Here is a 25,394-nt window from a genome sequence, read left to right as displayed (position 1 = left end):
CATGACCATCAACACTTCTCGCCGTGGGTTTCTGAAAAGCGCCGCCGCTGCCGGTGCCGTCCTCCTGGTCGGCACCCGTCCGGACGGTGCGCTGGCCGCGGCCTCGTCCGAGACCGCGCAGTTCAATCCATTTGTGAAGATCGATGCCGATGGCACCGTGACCGCCATCGTCAAACATTTTGAAAAAGGTCAGGGCCCGGCGACCGGACTGCCGACGCTGATTGCCGAAGAAATCGGCCTGACCATGGACCAAATCGAATACGAGTTCGCCCCCTCGGATCCGAATGTCTACAACAACCTGCTGTTCGGCCCGTTCCAGGGCACCGGCGGTTCGACCGCGATGGCGAATTCGTGGCTGCAATACCGTCAGGCCGGTGCTGCCGCGCGCGAGATGCTGATCAACGCCGCCGCGCAAAGCTGGGGCGTGGATGCATCCGGCATCACCATCGAAGACGGCATCGTGAAGGCAGGCGACAAGTCGGCTCCGATCGCTGAATTCGTGTCCGCTGCGTCGCAACTGGATGCTCCGGCAGAGCCACGCCTGAAGGACCCGTCCGAATTCCGCCTGATCGGAAATGAAACGGTGCGCCGCACGGATACGGCGATCAAAAGCAACGGCCAGGCGATGTTTGCCATGGACGTTCACCTGCCCAACCAGATGATCGCCATGATCAAACGCCCCGAAGCGAAGGGCGGCATCGCGCTGGGCTTTGATGACAGCGCATCGAAAGAGGTCAAAGGCTATATCAGCGCCGCAGTTCTGCCCAATCAGGCGGGCGTCGCGGTGTACGCCGAGAACACCTGGGCCGCGATTCAGGCACGCGATGCGCTTGAGGTCGAATGGGACATGTCCGGCGCGGAAACCCGCAACTCGGACCAGATCAAGGCCGAGATCATGGCCGCGCTGGAGGCTGAGCCCACGTATAACGTCAACAAGGCGGATTTTGCCGCTGTGGCAGCCGCCATCGACGGCGCGGACAAGGTCGTCGAAAAAACGTTCTACTTCCCACTGCTGGCCCATGCCCCGATGGAACCGCTGAACTGCACCATCGAGCAGACCGCAGACGGAGACATCGTTCTGCATGACGGGGCACAGATGCCGACGGGTCCTCATATGGCCTACCAGCAGATCTTTGGCCTGCCCGCCGAGAAGATCCACATCAAAACCATGCTGGCAGGCGGGTCGTTCGGGCGCCGCGCCACCCCGGATGCGGATTATCAGGTCGAGGCCGCCCTGGCCTTTGTCGTCACTGACCGCTCTCGCCCGGTGAAACTGGTCTGGACGCGCGAAGACGACATTCGCAGCGGGTATTACCGACCGGCCTTTGGCCACAAGGTTCGTGTGGGTCTGGACGCCGAAGGCAACATCGTCGGGTGGCAGCACCAGATTGCCGGCCAATCCGTGATCAAGGGCACCCCGTTCGAGGCTGTTCTGGTTCATGACGGCATCGACCACAGCTCGGTCGAAGGCGTTTCGGACAGCCCCTACAGCATCCCCGGCATGGCGGTGGGTCTGACCGATACGCCAAAGGCGACGACGGTTCTGTGGTGGCGCTCGGTCGGGCACACCCACACCGCCTATACGATGGAAACCATGATGGATCTGGTGGCCGAGGCCGCCGGTCGTGATCCGGTGGAGTTCCGTCTGGCCCATCTGTCCGACAGCAGCAACCCGGACCAGCAGCGCAAGGCAGCTGTTTTGAAGCTGGCGGCCGAAAAGGCGAACTGGGGCAATGCGCCAGAAGGCCGGTCGCAGGGGATTGCCGTTCACAAGTCCTTTGGGTCTTACGCGGCTGAAGTGGTCGAAATCTCGGGCGATCCGGAAAGTGGCATCAGGATTGAAAAGGTCACCTGTGCCGTGGATTGCGGTATCGCCGTGAACCCCGATATCGTGCGGGCCCAGATGGAAGGCGGCATCGGCTATGGCATTGGCCATGTGATGCGTGACCAGATCACCCTGACAAGCGGGGCTGTGGATCAATACAACTTCCCGGATTACGAACCGCTGCGTATCGGGGATATTGCTGCAATCGACGTGCACATCGTGCCATCGGCCGAAGCGCCGACCGGCGTCGGAGAACCCGGCACGCCACCGTCGGCACCGGCTTTGGCCAATGCGATCAAGGCCCTGTCAGGTTTGCATGTCGCGCAATTGCCCATGGAAGAACATGGCGTAAGCTTTGCCTGAAAACAGCTCTCCGCGCCGGTCACACCGGCGCGGGGCGTTCCTTGAACACCCAAGCCAAAATTTGATCAAATTTGGTGACAAAGCACATCCATTGAAGTAAATCACTGGGGAGTTTCACCGACGGAGCCCCCAATGGATCTGAGAGCCCTGCACAATTTTCGCGTTGCCGCATGTGACCTGAACGGTCAGATGCGAGGCAAACGCGTGCCCCCTGGCTATGCCGACAAACTGGGAAAAGGCGCCGTGCGAATGCCGTTTTCGGCACTGAACGTAGACCTGTGGGGCGCTGATATCGAAGGAAGCCCGCTGGTTTTTGAAACCGGCGACGCAGATGGGGTGCTGCGCCCGATCGAACGCGGCCCGGTCCCCGTGCCCTGGCTGGATACGGAAACAGCGCTGGTGCCAATGTGTCTGTATGATGATGACGGCGTACCCTTCCCGGGCGACCCGCGGCATGCCCTGTCCGCCATACTCGACCGCTATGCGCAACGCGGCTGGTCCGTTGTTGCCGCGACGGAGTTGGAGTTCACACTCGTTGACGCTTCTGGCGCGCAGCCGCAACCACCGGTGAATCCGATCACAGGGCGGCGCCTTGCGGATGAGGCCGTTCTGTCGGTTGCCGAAATGGACGCGTTCGAGGCGTTCTTTACCGACCTGTACGATGGCTGCGCCGCAATGGGCATCCCCGCGCAGACGGCCATTTCCGAAAGCGGTATCGGCCAGTTCGAAATCAACCTGAACCATCAGGACGCCATGTGCTGTGCTGATGATACGTGGCTTTTCAAGGCATTGACGCGTGGATTGGCGCGCCGGCACGGATTTGCGGCCACCTTCATGTCCAAGCCTTATGCCGATGACGCGGGCAACGGAATGCATGTGCATTTCTCGGTGTTGGACCAGAACGGACACAATGTGTTCGACAACAACGGGCCGGAAGGCACCGAGATATTGCGGTCTGCCATAGCGGGCTGTGTCGCGGCCATGCCGGGCAGTACGTTGATATTTGCACCCCACGGCAACTCCTACACACGGCTGGTACCGGGTGCACATGCGCCCACGGGCGCCTGCTGGGCCTATGAAAACCGAACCGCTGCCATTCGCATCCCGGGCGGAGCGCCCACCGCACGGCGCATCGAACACCGCGTCGCCGGCGGGGACATAAACCCCTATCTGATGCTGACCGCGGTTCTGGGCGCGGCACTTGTCGGCATCGAGGACGGCTTGACCCCACCTGCCCCGATCACGGGGAACGCCTATGACATCTCGGACCTGCCTCAACTGATGCCGGATTGGTCGAGCGCGATTGACAGGTTCGCCTCGGATCCCTTGGTGGCCCGGATGTTCCCCGCTGACCTGATCCGCTATCTGACCATGACCAAGCGACAAGAGATCACCCGATTTGCGAACATCCCGCCCGAGGATCACTGGCTGTGCTATCTCGAGACGGTTTGACCCCCTTGCCGCGTCAACCAGTCTCGGTTAGGATTAATTTGATCAAATTTGGTGACACATGAAAATCGGTATTCTACAAACCGGCCACACCCCCGAAGTGCTACAGGACGAATTCGGGGATTATGACGAACTTTTCCCCGCGTTGCTGCGTGACAACGGGTTCGAGTTCGTGACCTTCGCCGTCGTGGACGGCACTTTCCCCGATGGTGCGGATGATGCGGACGGATGGATCATTACCGGATCGCGCCACGGGGTTTACGAGGACCTTCCCTGGATCGCCCCGCTGGAAGCGCTGGTGCGCGAGATCCGGGAAAGTGGAAAACCCCTGATCGGCGTTTGCTTTGGCCACCAGATCATTGCTCAGGCACTGGGTGGCAAGGTCGAGAAATTCTCGAAAGGATGGGCCGTGGGTCGTACGGAATACGAATATGACGGCAACAGATTGTGGCTGAATGCCTGGCATCAGGATCAGGTTGTCGAATTGCCGAAGGAAGCGCGGGTTCTGGGCCGGAATGCCTTCTGCGAAAACGCGATGCTGGCTTATGGGGACGCAATCTGGACAGTACAGGCCCACCCGGAATTCACCAACGGATTCGTGGCGGGCCTGATGCGGACACGGGGCAAGGGCGTGGTGCCCGAAGACCTGATGCGCGAAGCCGCAAATCGCGAGACGGCCCCGGACGACAACGCCAAAATCGCGCGCCACATGGCCGAGTTTCTAAAGAAAGAGAGAGCCTGATGGCTGATTGGACCGATAAACTGCCGGAAGCCGCAAAGGCATATTTCCATGGGCAACGACTAGACGAAGTTGAATGCATCATTTCGGACCTGCCGGGTATTGCGCGCGGCAAGGCGGTGCCTGCATCAAAATTCGCAAAGCAATCCTATTTCCACCTGCCCGACAGCATTTTTTACCAGACCATCACGGGGGGCTGGGGCGAAGCGGCCGGCGATGACGGGTTCATCGAAAAGGATATGATCCTGAAGCCCGATTTCTCGACCACTTCCGCTGCGCCGTGGACGGGGGATTGGACATTGCAAGTGATCCACGACGCCTACGACCGGGATGACAATCCGATCCCTTACAGCCCGCGTAACGTGCTCAAGCGTGTTGTGCAGCTTTATCATGATAAGGGATGGAAGCCGGTTGTTGCACCAGAGATGGAGTTCTTTCTGGTTGCCCCCAACGTGGACCCGGCGCAGGGCATCAAACCCATGATGGGGCGTTCCGGCCGTCCGGCCGCGGCGCGGCAGGCCTATTCCATGACGGCCGTGGACGAGTTTGGCCCGGTGATCGACGACATCTATGATTTCGCCGAGCATCAGGGGTTCGAGATCGACGGCATCACGCAGGAAGGCGGCGCCGGGCAGTTGGAAATCAACCTGCGTCACGGCAATCCGGTGAAACTGGCCGATGAAGTCTTCTATTTCAAACGCCTGATCCGCGAGGCCGCGCTGCGCCACAATTGTTTTGCCACCTTCATGGCCAAACCGATCGAGGAAGAGCCGGGTTCGGCCATGCATATCCATCACTCGATCATCGACATGGAAACCGGTCAGAACATCTTCTCTGGTCCTCAAGGGGGTGAGACGGACGCGTTTTACCACTTCATCGCCGGTCTGCAGAACCACCTGCCCGCTGGTCTGGCGGTTATGGCACCCTATGTGAATTCCTACCGGCGCTATGTGAAGGATCACGCGGCACCGATCAATCTGGAATGGGCCCGTGACAACCGCACCACCGGTATTCGCGTGCCCCTGTCCGGCCCTGAATCGCGGCGCGTCGAGAACCGCATCGCCGGGATGGACTGCAACCCGTATCTGGGCATCGCGCTGTCGCTTGCCTGCGGCTATCTTGGCCTGGTCGAGCAGGAACGCCCACGTCGTCAGTTCTATGGCGACGCTTATGAAGGCGAGGGCGATATCCCGCAGGTCATGGGCGAAGCGCTGGACCTGTTCGACGAGGCCACTGCCCTGCACGAAGTTCTGGGCCCCGAATTCGCCCGCGTTTACGGCATCGTCAAACGGGCCGAGTACGAGGAGTTCCTACAGGTCATCTCTCCGTGGGAACGTGAACATCTGCTGATCAACGTCTGAGACCTTCCGTGAACCTGCTCTATTCCAATGACCGCAAGGGCCAGTACCCTGACAGCTGGTATGCCGCGACGGCACATCCGATGGATCGCTTTCCCGCGTTGTCAGAAGACACCAAGGCGGATGTATGCGTTGTCGGTGGCGGTTATACGGGGCTGTCCGCGGCCCTTCATCTGGCCGAAGCCGGATTCGACGTCGTGCTGCTTGAAGCGCACCGCGTCGGCTTTGGCGCGTCGGGCCGAAACGGCGGCCAGTTGGGCAGCGCGCAGCGGATGGACCAGGAAGACCTCGAGCGTCTTGTAGGCGACGCTGACGCCGCCAAGCTGTGGGAGTTGGCCGAAGACGCCAAGGATCTGGTCAAATCCCTGATTGCAAAACACAAGATCGCCTGTGACTTGAAACCCGGTGTCGCCGTTCTGGGCCTGAGCAAATCCGAACAAAAAGAACTGCATGACCATGCCGGCCATCTTTCCGAGCGGTACGGATACGACCAGATCGAGCTGTTGGACGAAAACGCGGGTCATTCGCTGTGCCCGTCGCCCGCCTATCACGGGGGGTATCTGGATATGGGTGCGGCGCATCTGCACCCTTTGAACTTTGCGTTGGGATTGGCGCAAGCTGCGGCCAAAGCGGGCGTTCGCATCCATGAAAGCACCGAAGTGACCGGTATTGACGAGGGCCAGACGGCTGTGATCCGAACTGCACACGGCAACGTTCGGGCCGAGCACGTCATTCTGGCCTGCAACGGGTATCTGGGCGGCCTCAATCGTTCCGTCGCCGCCAGGGTCATGCCCATCAACAATTTCATTGCGGCCACCGAACCCCTTGGAGAGGACACCGCCCGGGTTTTGACCCGGGATGTGGCGGTTGCGGATACGAAATTCGTGGTGAACTATTTTCGCCTCAGCGCCGATGGCCGCCTCTTGTTCGGAGGCGGCGAAAGCTATGGCTATCGCTTTCCATCAGATGTCGCCGCCAAGGTCCGCAAACCGATGACCGAGATTTTCCCGCATTTGCGGGATGTGAAGATTGACTATGCCTGGGGCGGAACGCTGGCCATCACAATGCGGCGGATGCCGTATCTGGCCCGTGTCGCACCCAATATTCTTTCGGCTTCGGGATATTCCGGTCACGGTGTCGGCACCGCGACCCATGCCGGACACCTTATGGCGATGGCGATTCAGGGTCAGGCCGAAGGGTTTGACACGATGGCACGCGTGCCCGCGCTGTCTTTTCCAGGCGGCCCTGCCCTGCGCAGCCCGCTTCTGGTGCTGGCCATGACTTGGTTCGCACTGCGCGACCGGCTTGGGGTCTGATCCACGTAAATTGCGACAGATTGGTGAATTTTCGCCTGCCCGGCGATTGAGGGCTTGGATTGCCTTCCGATTATCTTTATCTTTCCCAAAGATAGAATTCGGGAATTCCAAATATGACGCTGCCCCCCAACGTTCACGACGCCGAACCCATCCCTGCCGCCGCCAAGGACGCGATCGAGGCCCTGATGCAGTCAGGTGACCTGTTCCGCTATACCGCACCGCAGGATGCCCCGGTGGCCCTGCTGGAAGCCGAGTTCGCGGAACTGTTGGGCACGAAATACGCCTTGGCGGTGTCGTCCTGTTCGGCCGCGCTGTTTCTGTCGCTCAAAGCACTGGGCCTGCCTCGCGATGCGCGTGTTCTGATCCCCGGCTTCACCTTCGCGGCCGTGCCGTCTTCGGTTGTCCATGCCGACTGCATTCCGGTTCTGTGCGAAGTGGGTGAAAACTATCGCATCGACATGGCCGATTTCGAGGCCAAGCTGGACAACGTTCAGGCAGTCATCATCAGCCACATGCGCGGGCATACATCCGACATGGATGCGATCATGGCCTTGTGCGACGCACGAAACATTCCGGTGATCGAGGATGCCGCGCATTCGCTGGGCACCACATGGCATGGCCGCAATATCGGTACGATCGGAAAGGTCGGATGTTTCTCGTTCCAATCCTACAAGATGATCAATGCCGGCGAAGGTGGCATCCTGATCACGAATGATGCCGATCTTGTCGCACGGGCCGTCATCATGTCCGGCGCGTATGAACACAATTGGAAAAAGCACAAAGGTCCGCAGGGCGACAATTCACCCGAACTGGAAGAGGCCTTTGCCCGCTGGCAGAACAAGCTGCCGCTGTACAATCTTCGCCTGAGCAACCTCAGCGCGGCAGTGATCCGTCCGCAACTTCCGGAACTGGCGCGCCGCGTCCGCGATGGCCTGGCGAACCATGATTACGTGGCCGGTCGCCTGAACACCTCGTCTCATATCGAAGTTCCCGCCCCCCTGCCCCCCGAGCAGCGTGCGCCGGATTCGATCCAGTTCAATCTTGTCGGAATGCAGGAACATGAGATCCGCGCCTTTGCCGCAGCGTCCGAGGCACGCGGCGTCAAGGTTCAGGTTTTTGGTCTGAGCGAAGACAACGCCCGCGTCTTCTGGAACTGGCAATTCCTGCCAGAAAGTTTCGACCTACCCAAGACGCGCGACATGCTGATGAAGGCCTGTGACGTGCGCCTGCCCGTCCGCCTGACCCGCGAAGAGCTGGACGTGATTGCAGACATCCTGCTGGCATCGGTTGGCGAAGTGACCGGCCCCATGCCGGTTTATGGCACTTAAAGCAACGGCGCTTTGAACAAGAAAGGCCCGCACAATGCGGGCCTGTTTCTTTGTTCGGAACGGATCAGTTCAACTTGGACAGTTTTTGCTGCAACTCGGCCAGCTGTTTCTTGATGTCGTCCAGATCCTCTTTCGGTTCGGACTTGTCCTCTTCCTTTTCCGGGCTGGACCATCCGCTGGACAGCCCACTGGTCATCGCCTTCAGGAAAGCCTGTTGCTGCGCCTGCAATGCGTCAAAACCCGGCATCTGAGACATCGGATTCATCGCGCTCATGTTTTCCATCATCTTGTTTTGGCTTTCGCGCAGCATCTCGAACGAGCTTTGCAGAAACTGGGGCATCATCCCCCCGCCCGGCAGCATGTAACTACGCACCAGATCATTCAGTACATTCACCGGCAGCACGTTTTCACCCCGGCTTTCATGTTCGGCAATGATTTGCAGAAGATACTGGCGCGTCAGGTCATCGCCGGTTTTCAGATCAATGATCTGTACTTCGCGCCCGTCACGGATGAACCCCGCGATATCTTCGAGCGTCACGTAATCGCTGGTCTCGGTATTATACAGCCGACGGCTGGCATAGCGCTTGATAAGCAGCGGTTTTTCTTGGTCCGACACCGGGTTCCCTCCCCAAGGATGATGCGTTGCAGCACAGGTTATGCGAGTGCAGCACAAAAAGAAAGGGCAGGTCAATGGACCTGCCCAACGCGATTGCACCCAATGGGAGGGTTGGGTGCGCTTCGCGGACGTTTCTTACTTTGCAGCTGCAGCTTTCTTGGCTGCGGTGGTGACCTCGTTGGTCGCCTTTTTGACGGCAGCGGTTGCTTCTTCCGCGGCGTCTTTGCCGGCAGCCATCAGCAGCTCGACGGTTTCGGTCTGAACTTTTTTCGCGATTTCAGCGAAAGCGGCCAGATTTTCAGCTGCAACTTCAGCCGACGCGCTTGCGAAGTCGGTTGCGGCTTTTGCGTAGTCAGCAGGCTCTGCCTTGGCTTTCGACATCTCGCTCAGCTTGGCCAGGGTGTCCTTGGTCCATTTGTTCGAGATCTCGGCCGATTTCTCAGCAGCGTCCAGGGCAACGCCCGACAGCTTCTCGTTCAGCGAAGCGGTCGATTTGAATGCGCCTTCCATTGCGGTGGTGTCCACCGGAAATGCACCCATCATGTCTTTCATGATCGCGGTAAAGTCTTGGGTCTTTGCCATTGTCCTAATCCTTTTAGCCGGTCCGGGCCCACCCCGGGTTTCATCAGCTTGAGGACAATATGATTGCTGCACCGCAGCATTGCAAGTTTTTTCTTGCTGCGACGCAGAATTTTTAAGTTTCAAAATGAAATCAGGCGTTTGGTTTCGCCACAACATAAGTCCCGGGTGCGGATGCAAGGCTCGGGTGCTTCGAATCACCCGGCTCACGGGCCGGAACCTGCTTGCCGGAGCGCTTCTTCAACCACGCGTCCCACATGGGCCACCAGGACCCCTCGTGAAAATCGGCTTCCTTCAGCCAGGTGCTGGCGTCCGACTTCATATCCGGGTTGGTGTAGTGGCCATATTTCTTCTTGCTGGGCGGGTTCACGATACCCGCAATATGACCCGACTCTGAAACCACGAAGGTTTTGGACCGCGAGCCCATTTTCTGCACGCCGCGGTAACAGTCTTTCCATGCCGCGATGTGGTCGGTTTCGCAGGTTATGGCCATCAGCGGCACATCCACGTCTTCGAGTTTCAGCTTGTGCCCCATCAACTCGAAACCGTCGGTCGCGAACTCGTTGCGCTGGCAGAGGCCTCGCAGATATTCCACGGCCATTTTTGCTGGCAGGTTTGCACCATCGCCGTTCCAGTAAAGCAGATCAAAGGCCGGAGGCACTTCCCCCATCATGTAGCTGCGAATGGCCGGACCATAAACCAGGTCGCGTGATCGCAGAAATGACATTGTGCGCGCCATGATCCAAGACCGCAGAACGCCCTCTTTTTTTACTTCCTCTTCGATTCCGTCGATGAAGTCGTTTTGCAGGAATGGCGTAAACTCACCCTGATCGGAAAAATCCGTCAGGGCCGTGAACAGCGTTGCGGATTTGACCGATTTGTCGCCACGCTGTTTCAGCAAGGACAACGTCAGGCTCAGCGTCGTGCCCGCGATGCAATAACCCACAGCGTTGACCTGTTTGACCTTGCAGATCTTCTTGGCCGTTTCGATTGCGGTCAGGAAACCGTCCTGAATATAGTCTTCCATGCCGGTTTCGGCATAGCTTTCATCCGGGTTCACCCAGCTTACGACAAACAGGGTATAGCCCTGTTCGGTGATCCATTTGATCATGCTGTTCTGGGCTTTCAGATCCAGAATATAGAACTTGTTGATCCAGGGCGGGAACAGAACGATGGGCGTCTCATAAACCGTTTCCGTCACCGGCTTGTACTGGATCAGCTCCATCATGCGGTTGCGATATATGACCTCGCCCGGCGTCGTCGCCAGGTTTCCACCAACCTCGAACGCGCTTTCATCCGCCAGTTTGACGACCAACTCGCCATCATTGGCCTCAAGGTCTGAAACAAGGTTCTCCAACCCTTTGATCAGCGACTGACCTTCGGTCTCGACCGCTTTTTGCAGGGCATCCGGGTTGGTCGCCAGAAAATTCGTGGGCGCCATCATGTCGATGATCTGCTGCGAGAAATACTGTAGGCGTCGTTTGTCCTTGGCATCCAGATCATCGACCGACGAGACAGCCTGCGCAATCGCTTCCGCGTTCGTCAGGTATTGCTGCCGGATCAGTCGGAAATAAGGGTTTGTCTCCCAAAGGGGATTGGAGAACCGCTTGTCACCGGGCTTGGTTTCCTCGGTTTCCACCTCACCTGTCGTCAGCGCTTTCTGCGCTTCGGCAAAGTTGAGAACCGACTTGCCCCAGAATTCTATCTGTTGCTCCAACAACTTGGCGGGATTTTGCCATGCCTCGGCCCAATACGCCGTTGCTGCTCGTGCGAAAAGCTCTTGATTCGGGCCGTCCAGCGCGGGGGTGTGCGACTTTTTTGACGCCATGATCTCGACCAGGCGCTTCGAGAGCTGCTCGACCTTTTCCATATTTTCTTTAATGCGTTCAATATGTTCTTCGGACACGTCCGGCATTTGGTCTTCACTTGTTGTCATTTTAACAATTCCACCCTAACCTCGCTGCCATGCAGAATAACGTCGTGGGCGCTGGGGGGCAAAGCGACGAATGGTCCGAACTCTCAGGCTGACACTCAGGAGGCTCCATTTATGCGCTACATGATGACCTACGACTTGATGGAGTCCATGCGAAACACCAACCAGTGGCTTGGTGCAACCGCAAGTGCGATGGCGTCCTACCCCCTGTTTTCCATGACACCCAACCCGGCGTTCAGCTGGATGGCTGCCTGGGGCGAAGTCACCGAACGTACCTTCCAGCGAATGGTCGTCAAACCTGACTGGGGCATTCGAACCTTCACCTGCGAGGACGGAAAGGACCATCTGGTCGAGATCACCACCGTTCTGGAACGCCCCTTTGGCGATCTGGTTCATTTCCGTGTCAACGGCCGGGAAGAACAACCGCGCAAGGTCCTGCTGGTTGCGCCCATGTCCGGCCATTACGCCACGCTGCTGCGTTCGACTGTCAAAAGCCTGCTGGTCAATTGCGAAGTTTACATCACCGATTGGCATAATGCGCGCGATATTCCCGTGTCTGCCGGCAAGTTCGATGTCGAAGACTACACGCTCTACCTTGTAGATTTCATGAAGGAACTGGGGCCGGACACGCATGTCGTGGCGGTTTGTCAACCTGCCCCGCTGACATTGGCGGCCACCGCCTATCTGGCGGAGGTCGAACCCAAGGCTCAACCCAGTACCCTGACACTGATTGGCGGGCCGGTCGACCCGGACGCGACCCCGACCGACGTTACCGACTTTGGACGCCGTGTGACGATGGGTCAGCTGGAAGAAACCATGATTCAACGGGTCGGATTCAAGTACAAAGGTGTCGGGCGTATGGTCTATCCCGGCCTGCTGCAACTGGCCTCGTTCATGTCGATGAACGCCGATCGCCACTCCAAGGCGTTTTCCGATCAAATTCAGCGTGTTATCCGCAACGAAGCCTCGGATCTGGATGCCCATAACCGTTTCTATGACGAATATCTTGCGGTGATGGACATGACGGCCGAGTTCTATCTGTCGACGGTCGAACGCGTCTTCAAAAACCGCGAGATCGCACGCAACGAATTTGTTGTCGCCGGCCACAAGGTGGATATCGGCAAGATTACCGATGTTGCCGTGAAATCGGTCGAAGGTGCGAATGACGATATCTCGGCGCCCGGTCAATGTATTGCTGCTCTGGACCTGTGCACCGGCTTGCCGGACAGCAAAAAGGCCAGCCACGTAGAACCCGGCGCGGGCCATTACGGCATTTTCGCGGGCCGCAGCTGGCGTGACAACATTCGCCCGCTTGTGATTGATTTTATGAACGAAAACAGCCGCAAGAAACCTCGCCGCGCAGCGAACACCAACAAGGTCGCCTGATGAACATGGGCGGGCCGGCACATGGTGGCCTTGCCTTTTCCTGCACCTGCGGCCAGTTGAAGGGTCAAATCTCGGACCGGGGCGTTCGGCTTGGAACCCATGTCGAGTGTTTTTGTCATGACTGCCGCGCGGCGCAGCTGTATTTCGGGCAGCCCGACCCGGCCCCAGGCCCGGTGGACATCTTCCAGATGGCACCGGATGAAATCGAAATCACCGCCGGAGGCCAATTCCTTTCGGCCATGAAGCTCAGCCCAAATGGTATGCTGCGATGGTATGCCAGCTGCTGCAACGCTCCGCTGGCGACGACGCCACGGACTGCCCGTTTGCCCTTTGCAGGGTTTATCGTCGGCAGGATTACCGGTGACGTTTCCGCATTGGGTCCGGTCACGACCCGTGGGTTTGTCCCTCGACCCGATGGAAAACAAAAACACGAAAAGGTCAGGTTTGCGGCGTTTGGCCTTTTGCGCCGCGCCCTGCATTCGCGCCTGTCAGGACGCTGGAAGAATACGCCGTTCTTCGACCCCGAGACCGGCGATCCTGCGGTCGTACCGAATGTCATTTCGAAAGACGAACGCGCGGCGCTTTACCCGTAGACAAACCTTTGCGGGATATTCAGCCAGGTTTCCAAGGCTTTGTTCACGGCATCGGGCGCTTCAAGCGGCAGAAGATGTCCGGCGTTTTCAACGATCTCCAACGCGGCCTCCGGTATCAGGTCGGACATGAAAGAATGCCGTTTGACCGGGGTCAGCGTGTCATGGGCACCGCACATGATCAAAGTGGGGACTTTGATGCGGCGCAACGATCCCTGTTGGTCGGGTCGGCGCTGCAAGGCACGCATTTGGCGCACAAAAGCTTCGGCGCCCAGATCATTCGCCATTGCCAAAAGATCATTCAGAATCGGGACTCGCCTGGGCCCCGGCGCCAAAGTATCGGTGCCGACCAGTTGGCGCATGACCTCTTCCAGCCGCCCACCCAGGGCACCAATGATCAGGTCCTCGCGACTGGCCGCGATCTGAGGTGTGTCCGCCTGTGCGTCCGTCGACATCAGGCACAGGCGCGTCACCCGTTCCGGTGCCCGCCGGATCAGTTCCAGCCCCACCACACCGCCCATGCTCAGGCCCGCCAATGCAAACCGATGTGGAAGCTGATCCAACAGCCCCGAGGCGATCTCTTCAATTCGCTCGCCTCCGGAAACAGGCGCAACAGTGACGGGCCGCGACCGTGACAACACCTCGATCTGAGGTCGAAACAGCCGGGCATCACACATCAACCCAGGCAACAACACCAGCGGTTCGTTCACGCGGGGGCTCCATCTGCTCGGTTTTCCGAGTCCTTCCAGTTGTTGTCAGGATGAGAGTTTTGCCGCAGCCGGGCAAGGAAAACTTCACGGGTAGGCGATGGCGCGAAATGCCGGAAAATCGGCGTAACGGGCTTGCCGCGTCGCAAGGTCTTCACCGGGTTCAGCGCCCGGCCTCAACAGACACCCACGCGGAGCAATATAGCTGTCGATCCGGCGATGCGGCCTGGGCCGCCACACAAGATTGAACGCACAGAGCTTGGGGAAGAACCAGATTTCGGAATACTCCAGATGATCGTGCATCCACCACGCCAGATCCCGCCAGTCCCTGCCCTGCGCATATTGATCCGCGAACCACGGGATAACGATGGATGCCCCGGCAATCCGCGCATCCCCTTCCCCGCGATCCCAGATGTGGCATTCCAGCGGGTGATCGTTTCGGGCGCAGTTCAGCTTGTTTTCATTGCCAAACCGGTTCAAGGACGATGAACGATAACCCGACCTGACCGCGACCCGGCCAAATGTCTCTTCCAAAGGGTCAAGAAGGGTTTCGCAAAACGCGCGACCTGTTTCGATCGCCAGATCCGGGTTGTCCGGAATATTCTGCTTTTGGTGGAAGTTGCCGATTTCCGAATACAGAAAATCGCGCATGAAGAAATGCCGGGACAAGCGGACACGACCCAGGGTCTCAAGGCTCCACATGCTGCCCGGCTTACGCATCTTGCATCCTTTTTATCCGATCAATCAGGGTTTATTCCACCCCCAAGCCCTTCAGCCACTCCAGAATGCCAGCAACGGCGGCATCGGTTTGACCCGGCGACATCAACCGCCCCGCGATAACATGTGAAGACGGATCGTCACCCGGCCCCATCGTCACCAGCTCGACCGTTGCCGGAGTGCCCCAGGCCTCGGCAACCTTGTGCGTCCGGTGCGGCCGCACAACCTGATCATCATCCGAAAACCAGAACAAGGCGGGTATCAGGGCCTCAGAGAAATCCAGCGCATAGACCGTATCCACCAGCACGGACATCGGCACGACGGCTTCCCACGGGTAGACCGACGTCCAGTACCTGTTCTTCTCTGGGTCCGGCCCTGACACATCGCGTTCTTTCCCCATGAGAACGGGCAACCAGCTTCTTGCCCAAGGCAACGAAGGCACCCACGCCGCGACGGTATTCACACCAAAGTTCGGCGAAACAAAAACCATGCCGACCACATCCTGGCTGAGGTCGGCATCCAACGCAGCGGCCGCCGCCAGCGTTCCTCCGGTCGAGGTGGACATGACGATCACCTTTTCCCCGACCGCGCGCGCCGCTGCCAGCCCTTCTGCGGTATCCTGCATCCAGCCCGAGGCCGTACCCTCGGCCATTGCCGGCCCATCCCGACCGTGACCTTGCAGCCGGGTGTAGACCAGATTGGCGCCCAAAGCGTCAGCCACCAGATCAGGCACGGGGCGGATTTCCTCGGAACTTGCTGAAAAACCGTGGATGTACAGAACAGAATACGGCGTGCGCTGTTCCTTGTATCCGTCCTGCCAGATCACGCGCTTTTCGACACCCGGAACGATGTCATCATAGGCAGACTCGGTGCTTTCAAAATAAACCTGAACACCTTCACCAAATTTTCGAGAGTCAAAGGTCGGGTGCAGGTTCACTTCCTCGCGCGGGCCGAACCAGAAGACCAGGCCGCCAAGAACAACCAGCGCCAGAAGAGCGCGCCCCAGAAACCAACCAAAGCGCCGCATCAGGCTTCTCCCAACACGTCAAGAACCGCGGTCTCGATCAGACGCAGGCACTTCTCGTCCGAAAAGCGATGATCGGCCCCCTTGACCAACAGCAGCCGCATGTCAGGGCCCGCAGCATGTTCCAGAAGCCGCACGGCTGTTTCGGTCGAAACGGCCGTGTCTGCGGTGCCTTGCAGGAAACGAACCGGGAACGGCAGATCCAGAGCGCCCCGCAAAACCAAATTCTGGCGTCCGTCTTCGATCATGCGCTTGGTGATGACATAGGGTTCCATATAGTCGGACGGCAGCTCGACATGGCCGACAGTGTCCAGCGCAGCTTTTTGTTCGTCGCTGAACGAAGCCCAATACCCGTCCTCGGTGAAATCCGGCGCGGCGGCGATTGTCACCATGCCTGCAATTCGCTCGGGCATGACTTTGGCCAGCAGCAATGCCTGCCATCCCCCCATTGATGAGCCAACCACGATCAAAGGTCCGTCCGTCAATGCCTTTACCGCAGCCAATGTGTCCTGATGCCAGTCACCGATACAGCCCTCGGTGAACGCGCCCGAGCTTTCGCCGTGGCCGGAATAATCGAACCGCAAGAACGATTGCCCCCGCGCCTGTACCCAGGCTTCCAGATGCACGGCCTTGGTGCCTTCCATGTCCGATTTGAGCCCGCCCAGAAAAACGATGGTCGGTCCTGCCCCTTCGGTCTTGTGATAAGCCAGTCGCCGCCCCTGCGGCGTCTCCAGAAAATCCGTCGCTGCCATGAAATCCTCTTTCTCGTTAGGCAACATCATGCACGGCAGCACGATGGTCGCAATTCCGGAATTCGATTTCCCGTTGCGTCAGCTACGCACCTTGCGACACTTGACAGTAATTGTTGCACCTGCCACATGGGCCGAACACACATAACCCGCAACCGGGCGTTCAGTGGGCGCCAAACCGACGAGGAGAGCCGATATGGCCCTGGATTCTCAATCCGTCTCTCTCACCTTTCCCGATGGCAATGCACGCACCTACGCCACAGGCGTCACGCCCGCGCAGGTGGCTGCCGACATCTCAACCTCGCTGGCCAAAAAGGCCATCTCGGCCACCGTTGACGGCCAGCACTGGGACCTGCAATGGCCCATCGAATCCGACGCGCAGATCGCCATCCACACCATGAAGGATGAGGCCCAGGCCAATGAGCTGATCCGCCACGATCTGGCCCATATCATGGCGCGCGCGGTTCAGGAAATCTGGCCCGCCACCAAGGTCACCATCGGCCCCGTCATCGAAAACGGCTGGTATTATGACTTCGACCGCGAAGAGCCGTTCACGCCGGAAGATCTCGGCCTCATCGAGAAAAAGATGAAAGAGATCATCAACAAGCGTGATCCCGTCACCACCGAGGTCTGGGACCGCGAGCGCGCGATCGAGTTCTACAAGGCCAACAACGAGCCCTACAAGGTCGAGCTGATCGAGGCTATTCCCGGCGACGAACCGCTGCGCATGTACTGGCACGGCCATTGGCAGGATCTGTGCCGAGGTCCGCACCTGCAACATACCGGGCAGGTTCCGGGGGATGCGTTCAAGCTGATGTCCATCGCCGGCGCCTATTGGCGTGGCGACAGCGACCGTGCGATGTTGCAGCGTATCTATGGTGTGGCCTTCACCGGAAAGGAAAAGCTGAAAGCGCACCTGCATATGCTGGAAGAGGCCGCCAAGCGCGACCACCGCAAGCTGGGCCGCGAGATGGACCTGTTCCACATGCAGGAAGAGGCCCCCGGCCAGATTTTCTGGCACCCCAACGGCTGGACGATCTACACCCAGTTGCAGGACTACATGCGCCGCCAGCAGCGCAACGGCGGCTATGTCGAGGTCAATACGCCGCAGGTTGTAGACCGCAAACTGTGGGAAGCATCGGGCCATTGGGACAAGTATCAGGAAAACATGTTCATCGTCGAAGTGGACGAGGAACATGCCCGCGAAAAGGCGATCAACGCGCTCAAGCCGATGAACTGCCCCTGTCATGTGCAGATTTTCAATCAGGGCCTGAAATCCTATCGCGACCTGCCGCTGCGCATGGCCGAGTTCGGGTCTTGCAACCGCTATGAGCCGTCAGGTGCGCTGCACGGTATCATGCGTGTGCGCGGCTTTACCCAGGACGATGGGCACATCTTCTGCACCGAAGACCAGATCGAGTCAGAAACCGCAGAGTTCATCCGGTTCCTGTCCCGGATCTACAAGGATCTGGGATTCGAGAACTTCTCGGTCAAATTCTCGGATCGCCCCGAGAAACGGTCGGGGTCGGATGAAGTCTGGGACAAGGCTGAAGCCGCGTTGCTCAGCGCGACACGTGCTGCCGGGATCGAGCCGGAGCTCAACCCCGGTGAAGGCGCCTTTTATGGTCCCAAGCTGGAATTTGTTCTGACGGATGCGATCGGTCGCGATTGGCAATGCGGCACGCACCAGGTTGACTTCGTGCTGCCCGAACGCCTTGATGCCACCTATATCGGCGCTGACGGCGGCAAGCACCGCCCCGTCATGCTGCATCGCGCGACGCTGGGCTCGTTCGAGCGTTTCATCGGTATCCTGATCGAAGAACACGCCGGCAAGCTGCCCTTCTGGCTTGCGCCGCGTCAGGTCGTGGTTGCGTCCATCACCTCCGATGCGGATGGCTATGTCGCCGAAGTGGTCGAAACGCTGCGCGCCGCCGGTGTGCGGGCCGAAGCCGACATTCGCAACGAAAAGATCAACTACAAGGTTCGTGAACACTCGGTCGGCAAAGTTCCGGTCATTCTGGCCGTCGGCCATCGCGAAGTTGAAGACCGCACCGTCAGTGTCCGGCGTCTGGGCGAAAAACAGACGCAGGTACAACCGCTTGTCGTTGTAACAAACGAGCTGTCGCAGGCAGCCACCCCGCCGGATTTGCTGTAACAATCGGCAGCATATTGCTGGGAATCTGGCCCCCGAATTGGGGCCAGGTTGAAACAATTCGCTCTTTCTTCATCAAAAACAATGCATTACGCTGCAAGAGGGCAAGCCGCCCTTTGACGTGCTTGTGAGACACGGGCTCGTGAATTCAACTCTGTCTATCAAGCTACTACCTTTGTCATTGTCACAAGCAGACATACCCAGTCATCAAGAGGATTACCGAGATGTCGAACACAGCCAAGTCCCTGGTTATCGCAACCGCAGTCGCAGCCGCCGTATCGGGCGCCGCAACCACTGCATCCGCTCAGGCAAAGGAAAAATGCTATGGCGTATCGCTGGCCGGTCAGAACGACTGCGCCGCGGGCCCCGGCACCACCTGCGCGGGCACCTCGACCGTTGATTATCAGGGCAACGCATGGACCCTGGTTGACGCAGGCACCTGCGCGGATATCGAACTGCCCGCACAGGCAGACGGCACCCCGCGCAAAGGCTCGCTGGAAGCCCTGGATCGCGATCTGCCCGCATAAGAACGGCCTGACGAATTCAGGGGCGGGCACCATCGCCCGCCCCTTCCCTTTCGTGATCAAGGAACTGACCCATGCTGGATAATGCCCACCGGTCGAACCGTCTGCCCGCAGCGCCGGGCGTTGGTTACAAGCCGCAACACTTCGCTCAGATACTTGAACACGCACAGCCCGTCGCATGGTTGGAAATCCATGCCGAGAACTACATGGGCGACGGCGGGCGGCCTCTGGCGCAGCTGCGCCACCTTTCCGAACAATTCCCGATCTCGGTCCATGGCGTCGGCCTGTCCATCGGCGGCGAAGGCGCGCTGGACCCTGATCACCTGGCCCGGCTGAAACATCTGGTGGGCTGGCTGAATCCCGCCAGCTTTTCCGAACACCTGGCCTGGTCCACACATGACACCCATTTCTACAACGACCTGCTGCCCTTGCCCTATACCGACGCAACACTGGCGCGCGTTTGCGATCATATCGATCAGGTTCAGGACACCGTCGGACGGCAGATGCTGTTGGAAAACCCCTCAAGCTATTTGGCCTTTGAAGAAAGCACCTGGTCCGAGCCGGACTTTCTGCGCGAAATTGCACGTCGCACCGGATGTGGCTTGTTGCTGGATGTCAATAACGTCTTTGTCTCTGCCACCAATCTGGACTTTTCTCCTCAGGGTTACATCGATGCCTACCCACTTGAAAAAGTGGGGGAAATTCACCTTGGCGGCCATGACGAGGATGAAGACGATCACGGCCATCCGCTGCTGATCGACAGCCACGGGCGTGAAGTGGTCGACCCGGTTTGGGCGCTGTTGGATTACGTGCTGGAACGCACGGGGCCGAAACCCGTCCTGATCGAGTGGGACACCGACGTACCGGACTGGTCCATTTTGCGGGAAGAGGCCGTTCGCGCGCAGACCGCCCTTGAACGGATCCCGGCATGAGCGTTTCGCAATCCGAATTTCGCGCGGCCATGATGGATGCGTCAGCCCCTGTCCCCGAAGGTTTGCTTGACGCCCAGGCGCAGCCAGCCGGTCGTCGGTTCAGCGTCTATCGCAACAATGTCGCCGTGTCCTTGACCGAAGCGATGCATCAGGCGTTCCCAGTCATCACCAAGTTGCTGGGGCCACAGAACATGGACGGGCTGGCCGGGATATTTCTGCGCCAGCACCCGCCATCATCACCGTTGATGATGTTCTATGGTGAAGCCTTTCCCGAATTCCTGGCCGGAATGCAGCAGCTTGCCCATCTTGGTTACCTGCCGGATGTGGCGCGGCTGGAACTTGCGTTGCGCCACTCACACCACGCCGCCGACAGCCAACCCGCCCCGGCAGACGCGCTGGCCGCAGACCCCGAACAGGTCATGCGAGCCCGGCTGCGTTTTGCCCCGGCCATGCGGGTGGTGCGCTCGGACTGGCCCATTCACGCGATCTGGCGTTTCAACACCGAAACCGACGCGCCGAAACCCGATGCGCGCGCCGAGGATGTTTTGATCACGCGCCCGGAATTCGACCCGGTTGCCCTGTTGCTGCCCGCTGGCGGCGCCGATTGGATCGCCCATATGCAAGGCGGCGACATGATCGGCGAAGCATTTGAAAAAACCGCTGCGGCGCAGCCGGAATTTGACCTTGGAACCACTCTGGCACTGCTTTTGCAGGGCGGTGCAATAACTTCTGTGACTATCGAAAGGCTGGAGACATGACTGCCCTGATCTCACTTCACAACATTGTTCTGGGAAAAGTGGACCTGGCGTCCAACTGGCTTACACCCACGCTGGCGCGACTGGTCTTTGTCGCGGTTCTTCTGGTCTATTACTGGAACTCGGCGATGCTGAAGATCGACGGCTCGATCTTTTCACCTTCGGCCGGTGCCTTCGGTCAGATTTTCCCCAAAGCCGCCGAAGCCGTCCTTTACGACGTATCCCAAATGACGTTCTTTCAACGGGTCGTCATTTTTTTTGGCACGGTTGCAGAATTCGTTCTTCCCGCGCTGCTGCTGGTCGGTCTGTTCACCCGTCTGGCGGCCTTGGGTATGATCGGTTTCATCTGGGTGCAGACCCTGGTCGATGTCACCGGCCATGGCGTGAAACTGGGCAGCCTGTTCGACGCGGCGCCATCCATTATGGATCAGCGCACGATGTGGACGTTCTTGATGCTGGTGATCGTAATCAACGGTGCAGGCCCCATCTCACTTGATCGGATCCTGCGTCTGAAATGACCTAGAAATGCGCTTTGGGCTGGTCCGGCTTACCTGCTGCCAGCCCAAGCACCCCGGCAACCCCGGCAAACGCGATCGGGAACATGGTGAACACACCAAATCCGAATGCGTAATACATCGCCGCCGCTGAAATCAGCAGCAGGATCCCTGCAACAAGGGCGCGCGCGGGCGCCATCGCGCCCCCGGCAATGGCCAACAAAGGCGCAATGATTGAAACAGCCTGAATCACGTCAGGGTTGTCCACCTGCCTCAGAACGCCGTCTATCTCGCCGACGTGATCGATGACAACCACCTTCGCATACCCGAAAAACCCGACGATCATCCCGATCAGCCCGGCAATAACGCCCAAGATCATGGCGGCATTACGCATTTAACGTCCTCACTGTTGCTTGCAGGCACATAAGCATTCCTTAAGAAATACCAAGCTGCGCGCGTGTTTCCGCAGTCCAGCCAAGAAACAGCTCTCCGCCTTTCTCGAACAACGGGCGCTTCATCAGGGTGGGATGCTGTTTCAAAAGCTCCAAAGGTGCTTTCGCGCGCTGGTTGTCGTCCAATCCGCGCCATGTCGTTGACCTGGTGTTGAGCAAAGCGTCGCCGAAGTCAGCAAGAGCCTGCGACAGCACAGCATCCGGCATGCCGTCGCTGCGGACATCCACGAACTCTGCGTCTGGCAATGTTTTCAATGCTTTGCGACAGGTGTCACAGGTTTTCAATCCATAAAGGCGCATGTTTTTACTGCTCCTGCATTTGATTGCATTTTAGGCAAACTTGCCAGTTTCAGGCGGTTATTCTTGATTTTTTACTTCACCGTGCAATGTTGAAAAAGGCGAAACACACGAAACGGACTGTTCAGAAAGTGCCAAACAGTCTTTTTTTGTGGTGACGCTGACCACAGCCCCCACCAATTTGTGGGACAATGCGCAAGTAGAAGGAGACACGGGACATGCCAACCGGCACCGTGAAATGGTTCAATACCACTAAAGGTTATGGTTTTATTGCCCCTGATGAAGGGGGCAAAGATGTGTTTGTACATATCTCGGCCGTAGAACGGTCCGGCCTCACCGGACTCGCAGACAATCAGAAAGTCTCGTACGAGTTGCAGGACGGACGCGACGGCCGACAAATGGCTGCGGAATTGAAGCCGTTGTAACGACATCCCCGCTGATCGCGGGATGAATCCATTAAGGATGGCGGCCAATTTCCGGCCGTCAACCACCCCCTACCGGGCCTGTTCCATTACCCGCGCGCGGATTGTTCTTTTGCGCGGCGTAGATGGTGTATATCCGTTGCTGTGGTGTCGGATATCCCGGGTTCCTGCGACCTGATCCCAGCCCCGCCCCCAGATCGGATTTCCCAGGCTTTCATTGTGTGCTCGGGGCGACGCTGGCACGTTGCGACGCCCTTCGTTCCGGTTTCAGGTCATCGTGCATGCGTCGCAAAAGCCCACACTCTGCTTAGGCGATGGATCGCTTGGCATGACAATCCGAAAAAATTGGCGCCCGGCAATTCGAATTCTATTTGCGAATGATCTCTTCGAATTCGCGCCACTCCCGAGCCGTCATGCCCGAGCTTTCCTGCGTGACGTCCTCACCCGCCAGCATGCGGCGTAGGCTTTCAACCATCTGAGCCGACAGGTTGACGGCCCCAAGACGGTAGTCCTCGAATGCTTTATAGGCAAAGGGCACCCAGTCGGCGACAATCTTGCACATCGTATCAGCGTAGACGCGGATCTCATATTGAGCATGAGGGTCAGCGCGCAGTCGCAAAAAATGGAACAGGTTGTGCAGGTCGACCTTCCAGTACCACTGCGTATAGATGTTTGCGGGCAGGTTCATCCGCGCCAATTCGCGAGCCAGACCCTGCTGCCCGTCCTGGCTGATCATCGACTCGTAATTGTCATAGCACCGGGCGCTGTCGGCCTTGAGGATGTCCAGAACACGCGCGGCCTCTTCACCTTCCAGAGCAGAGCCACGGCCCTGATTGTTCACCTCTGATTGGGCGGCCACATGTTCGGGTGCGGGAATATAGAACTCACGATCCAGAATTGAATATCGCGCCGAATACTCATTTACATTGGCCGTACGGTGCCGAATCCACTGCCGCGCCACGAAGACCGGCAGTTTTACATGCAGTTTGACCTCGCACATTTCGAAGGGGGTCGAATGCCAGTGCCGCATCAGATACCGGATCAGACCTTCGTCATTCTGAACCGATTTGGTTCCCTTGCCATAAGACACACGCGCGGCCTGACAGATGGCCGCATCATCGCCCATATAATCAATCACGCGGACAAAGCCGTGATCCAGAACCTGATGCGCGGTGTAAAGGTGATCTTCCATTCCCGCTGAAACGACGCGACGAGTGGGATGCGATTGGGCACGTTGCGCTTCGATCTCGGCCTGTTGGTCAGCGGACAGCGGCATCAAGTTTTCCTTTCTGGCAATGAGTCGCCCCCTACTATATCTCGCCAGATGCAACATCGAAACCGCGATATATGCCGCAACCCACGCAAAATTCAGTTCGCCAGACCCAGCGGTCTCGACACCCTAGGTCGGCGCGCTAAGCTCTTTGCAAACTGAGTCGAAAAGGATGAGCAAAATGGCGCTGACATATCTTCACACCATGGTCCGCGTGAAGGATCTGGAAAAATCCATGGCGTTTTACAAGCTTCTGGGCCTGAAGGAAACGCGCCGCTATGACAGCGAAGCCGGGCGGTTTTCGCTGATTTTCATGGCCCCTCCGGAGCAGGAGGATGCGCCCATCGAGCTGACCTACAACTGGGACGGTGATGATGGCCTTCCCAGCGACAGCCGCCATTTCGGTCACCTCGCATACGGCGTCGACAATATCTACGAGGTTTGCCAGCACCTTCAGGACAATGGCGTCACGATCAATCGCCCTCCGCGTGACGGTCGCATGGCCTTTGTACGCTCACCCGACAATATCTCGATCGAGCTTTTGCAGAACGGCGATGCGTTGGAGCCGAAGGAACCCTGGGCCAGCATGGAAAGCGTTGGCCACTGGTGATCCGGTGGGTCATAACGCTTGGGTTGGCCGCGCTGGCCAGCCCGATCAAGGCCGAGACGTGTCGTCTGGCCCTTGCATTGGCCATGGACATTTCAGTGTCGGTCGATGAGGCCGAGGACTTGCTGCAACGGCAGGGTTTGGCGGCTGCGCTGATCGCACCCGAAGTGCAGGAGGCCTTTTTCTCCTCTCCTATGCCGGTTGCTTTGGCTGTTTACGAATGGAGCGGTCGCTCCACGCAGCACGTCATTTTGAATTGGTTGCTGATAGAAGATGTTGCCGACCTGCTGTTCGCCTCCGGTCAGATAAGTGGTTCCGTGCGATCAAATTCCGGTTCCGCGACCGCCATGGGCTATGCCCTGGCTTACGGGTCAACCTTGATGAACCAGGCACCCGACTGCTTGTTTCAAACGATTGACCTGTCCGGAGATGGTTCAAACAACGATGGCTATGGACCGCAGATAGCCTATCGTCACTTCGCGTTCCAGAATGTGGTGGTCAATGGCCTCGTGATCAACGCGGCGGATTTTGAAGGCGAACTTTTTCTGATCCCGTTTTTTGAAAACAATGTTCTGCATGGTCCCGGTGCCTTTTTGGAGGTCGCTCAGGGGTTCGAAGATTTCGAACGGGCCATGCGGAAAAAGCTGAAACGGGAATTGAGCGGTTTGCAGATTGGTGCGCTTGATGAAAACCCGCAATAAGTCCGCGCCTGAGCGCTGCATTTACGGGCCTGTTCTCTGGACCAGCATTTGAACAAGGCCGCCAGGCCTGTGCATCATTGCAGGACGGGTTTGGTTCTGCGCGACGCAC

26 protein-coding genes are annotated in these 25,394 nt (G+C 58.4%); 16 read left to right on the top strand and 10 right to left on the bottom strand.

The features are described from left to right. Position 1: 1 nt before the first annotated feature. From GS612_RS04695 to GS612_RS04670, 6 genes are all read left to right on the top strand, one after another. On the top strand, positions 2–2,188 hold the full coding sequence (locus tag GS612_RS04695; RefSeq protein ID WP_171639231.1) for a xanthine dehydrogenase family protein molybdopterin-binding subunit: 2,187 nt from the start codon (positions 2–4) through the stop codon (positions 2,186–2,188). Between the two features lie 132 nt (positions 2,189–2,320). Next, the gene (locus GS612_RS04690; RefSeq protein WP_171639230.1) at positions 2,321–3,640 is read left to right on the top strand and encodes a glutamine synthetase family protein; all 1,320 of its coding nucleotides are present in this window, start codon (positions 2,321–2,323) and stop codon (positions 3,638–3,640) included. A gap of 58 nt (positions 3,641–3,698) precedes the next feature. After that, a complete protein-coding gene (locus tag GS612_RS04685; protein WP_171639229.1) occupies positions 3,699–4,379 on the top strand; it encodes a type 1 glutamine amidotransferase in 681 nt (226 codons plus the stop codon). Continuing rightward, positions 4,379–5,737 (top strand): glutamine synthetase family protein, encoded by a 1,359-nt coding sequence (locus GS612_RS04680; protein ID WP_152458471.1) that lies wholly within the window; start codon positions 4,379–4,381, stop codon positions 5,735–5,737. The genes GS612_RS04685 and GS612_RS04680 overlap by 1 nt, the downstream gene beginning before the upstream one ends. A gap of 8 nt (positions 5,738–5,745) precedes the next feature. After that, complete coding sequence (locus GS612_RS04675; protein WP_171639228.1) at positions 5,746–7,050, top strand: FAD-dependent oxidoreductase; 1,305 nt, start codon at positions 5,746–5,748, stop codon at positions 7,048–7,050. 113 nt (positions 7,051–7,163) lie between these two features. After that, complete coding sequence (locus GS612_RS04670) at positions 7,164–8,378, top strand: DegT/DnrJ/EryC1/StrS aminotransferase family protein (protein WP_171639227.1); 1,215 nt, start codon at positions 7,164–7,166, stop codon at positions 8,376–8,378. A 64-nt stretch (positions 8,379–8,442) separates the two neighbouring features. Here GS612_RS04670 and phaR read toward each other — a convergent pair whose 3' ends face one another. The 3 genes from phaR to GS612_RS04655 all read right to left on the bottom strand — a co-directional run bounded on the left by phaR (position 8,443) and on the right by GS612_RS04655 (position 11,509). After that, positions 8,443–8,994 (bottom strand): polyhydroxyalkanoate synthesis repressor PhaR, encoded by a 552-nt coding sequence (gene phaR / locus GS612_RS04665; RefSeq protein ID WP_152458474.1) that lies wholly within the window; start codon positions 8,992–8,994, stop codon positions 8,443–8,445. Between the two features lie 135 nt (positions 8,995–9,129). After that, positions 9,130–9,576 (bottom strand): phasin family protein, encoded by a 447-nt coding sequence (locus GS612_RS04660; protein WP_152458475.1) that lies wholly within the window; start codon positions 9,574–9,576, stop codon positions 9,130–9,132. Between the two features lie 130 nt (positions 9,577–9,706). Next, positions 9,707–11,509, bottom strand: a complete 1,803-nt coding sequence (locus GS612_RS04655) for an alpha/beta hydrolase (protein ID WP_171639226.1) — start codon at positions 11,507–11,509, stop codon at positions 9,707–9,709. A 111-nt stretch (positions 11,510–11,620) separates the two neighbouring features. On the opposite strand from GS612_RS04655, the gene phaZ reads away from it, so the two are divergent. Beyond that, positions 11,621–12,892, top strand: coding sequence for a polyhydroxyalkanoate depolymerase (gene phaZ, locus GS612_RS04650; protein WP_171639225.1), 1,272 nt, complete (start codon positions 11,621–11,623; stop codon positions 12,890–12,892). Next, positions 12,892–13,485 (top strand): DUF6151 family protein, encoded by a 594-nt coding sequence (locus GS612_RS04645; protein ID WP_253286098.1) that lies wholly within the window; start codon positions 12,892–12,894, stop codon positions 13,483–13,485. The genes phaZ and GS612_RS04645 overlap by 1 nt, the downstream gene beginning before the upstream one ends. On the opposite strand, the gene GS612_RS04640 is transcribed toward GS612_RS04645, so the two are convergent. From GS612_RS04640 to GS612_RS04625, 4 genes are all read right to left on the bottom strand, one after another. Beyond that, positions 13,476–14,192, bottom strand: a complete 717-nt coding sequence (locus GS612_RS04640; RefSeq protein WP_171639224.1) for an alpha/beta fold hydrolase — start codon at positions 14,190–14,192, stop codon at positions 13,476–13,478. The genes GS612_RS04645 and GS612_RS04640 overlap by 10 nt on opposite strands. A gap of 84 nt (positions 14,193–14,276) precedes the next feature. Beyond that, the gene (locus GS612_RS04635) at positions 14,277–14,891 is read right to left on the bottom strand and encodes a hypothetical protein (RefSeq protein ID WP_171116493.1); all 615 of its coding nucleotides are present in this window, start codon (positions 14,889–14,891) and stop codon (positions 14,277–14,279) included. Between the two features lie 49 nt (positions 14,892–14,940). Continuing rightward, complete coding sequence (locus GS612_RS04630) at positions 14,941–15,933, bottom strand: carboxylesterase (protein WP_171639223.1); 993 nt, start codon at positions 15,931–15,933, stop codon at positions 14,941–14,943. Then, a complete protein-coding gene (locus GS612_RS04625; RefSeq protein ID WP_171639222.1) occupies positions 15,933–16,682 on the bottom strand; it encodes an alpha/beta fold hydrolase in 750 nt (249 codons plus the stop codon). Before GS612_RS04625 ends, GS612_RS04630 begins: the two co-directional genes overlap by 1 nt. 193 nt (positions 16,683–16,875) lie before the next feature. Between GS612_RS04625 and thrS the strand changes: the two genes are divergently transcribed. The 5 genes from thrS (at position 16,876) to GS612_RS04600 (ending at position 21,560) form a co-directional block, all read left to right on the top strand. Beyond that, positions 16,876–18,834, top strand: coding sequence for a threonine--tRNA ligase (thrS, locus tag GS612_RS04620; RefSeq protein ID WP_171639221.1), 1,959 nt, complete (start codon positions 16,876–16,878; stop codon positions 18,832–18,834). Between the two features lie 221 nt (positions 18,835–19,055). After that, positions 19,056–19,358, top strand: coding sequence for a DUF2282 domain-containing protein (locus GS612_RS04615; RefSeq protein WP_152458482.1), 303 nt, complete (start codon positions 19,056–19,058; stop codon positions 19,356–19,358). A gap of 71 nt (positions 19,359–19,429) precedes the next feature. Continuing rightward, positions 19,430–20,287 (top strand): DUF692 family multinuclear iron-containing protein, encoded by an 858-nt coding sequence (locus GS612_RS04610; RefSeq protein ID WP_171639220.1) that lies wholly within the window; start codon positions 19,430–19,432, stop codon positions 20,285–20,287. After that, on the top strand, positions 20,284–21,045 hold the full coding sequence (locus tag GS612_RS04605; protein ID WP_171639219.1) for a DNA-binding domain-containing protein: 762 nt from the start codon (positions 20,284–20,286) through the stop codon (positions 21,043–21,045). The genes GS612_RS04610 and GS612_RS04605 overlap by 4 nt, the downstream gene beginning before the upstream one ends. Beyond that, on the top strand, positions 21,042–21,560 hold the full coding sequence (locus tag GS612_RS04600; protein WP_171639218.1) for a DoxX family protein: 519 nt from the start codon (positions 21,042–21,044) through the stop codon (positions 21,558–21,560). The genes GS612_RS04605 and GS612_RS04600 overlap by 4 nt, the downstream gene beginning before the upstream one ends. Position 21,561: 1 nt before the next feature. Here GS612_RS04600 and GS612_RS04595 read toward each other — a convergent pair whose 3' ends face one another. Together GS612_RS04595 and GS612_RS04590 are read right to left on the bottom strand one after the other, a co-directional pair. Further along, positions 21,562–21,930, bottom strand: coding sequence for a hypothetical protein (locus GS612_RS04595; RefSeq protein WP_171639217.1), 369 nt, complete (start codon positions 21,928–21,930; stop codon positions 21,562–21,564). Positions 21,931–21,970: 40 nt separating this feature from the next. Further along, on the bottom strand, positions 21,971–22,288 hold the full coding sequence (locus tag GS612_RS04590) for an ArsC/Spx/MgsR family protein (RefSeq protein WP_171231370.1): 318 nt from the start codon (positions 22,286–22,288) through the stop codon (positions 21,971–21,973). Between the two features lie 215 nt (positions 22,289–22,503). Between GS612_RS04590 and GS612_RS04585 the strand changes: the two genes are divergently transcribed. After that, complete coding sequence (locus GS612_RS04585) at positions 22,504–22,710, top strand: cold-shock protein (RefSeq protein WP_152458488.1); 207 nt, start codon at positions 22,504–22,506, stop codon at positions 22,708–22,710. A 364-nt stretch (positions 22,711–23,074) separates the two neighbouring features. Here the strand turns inward: GS612_RS04585 and thyX are convergent, their stop codons facing one another. After that, a complete protein-coding gene (gene thyX, locus GS612_RS04580) occupies positions 23,075–23,983 on the bottom strand; it encodes an FAD-dependent thymidylate synthase (RefSeq protein WP_152458489.1) in 909 nt (302 codons plus the stop codon). A gap of 175 nt (positions 23,984–24,158) precedes the next feature. On the opposite strand from thyX, the gene GS612_RS04575 reads away from it, so the two are divergent. Together GS612_RS04575 and GS612_RS04570 are read left to right on the top strand one after the other, a co-directional pair. After that, the gene (locus GS612_RS04575; protein WP_171639216.1) at positions 24,159–24,587 is read left to right on the top strand and encodes a VOC family protein; all 429 of its coding nucleotides are present in this window, start codon (positions 24,159–24,161) and stop codon (positions 24,585–24,587) included. Then, a complete protein-coding gene (locus tag GS612_RS04570; protein ID WP_171639215.1) occupies positions 24,584–25,285 on the top strand; it encodes a DUF1194 domain-containing protein in 702 nt (233 codons plus the stop codon). The genes GS612_RS04575 and GS612_RS04570 overlap by 4 nt, the downstream gene beginning before the upstream one ends. Positions 25,286–25,394: the final 109 nt, after the last annotated feature.

The sequence above is a fragment of the Ruegeria sp. HKCCD6157 genome (assembly GCF_013110685.1).
GTDB lineage: Bacteria > Pseudomonadota > Alphaproteobacteria > Rhodobacterales > Rhodobacteraceae > Ruegeria.
This window is presented reverse-complemented; position numbering and strand designations above follow the sequence as displayed.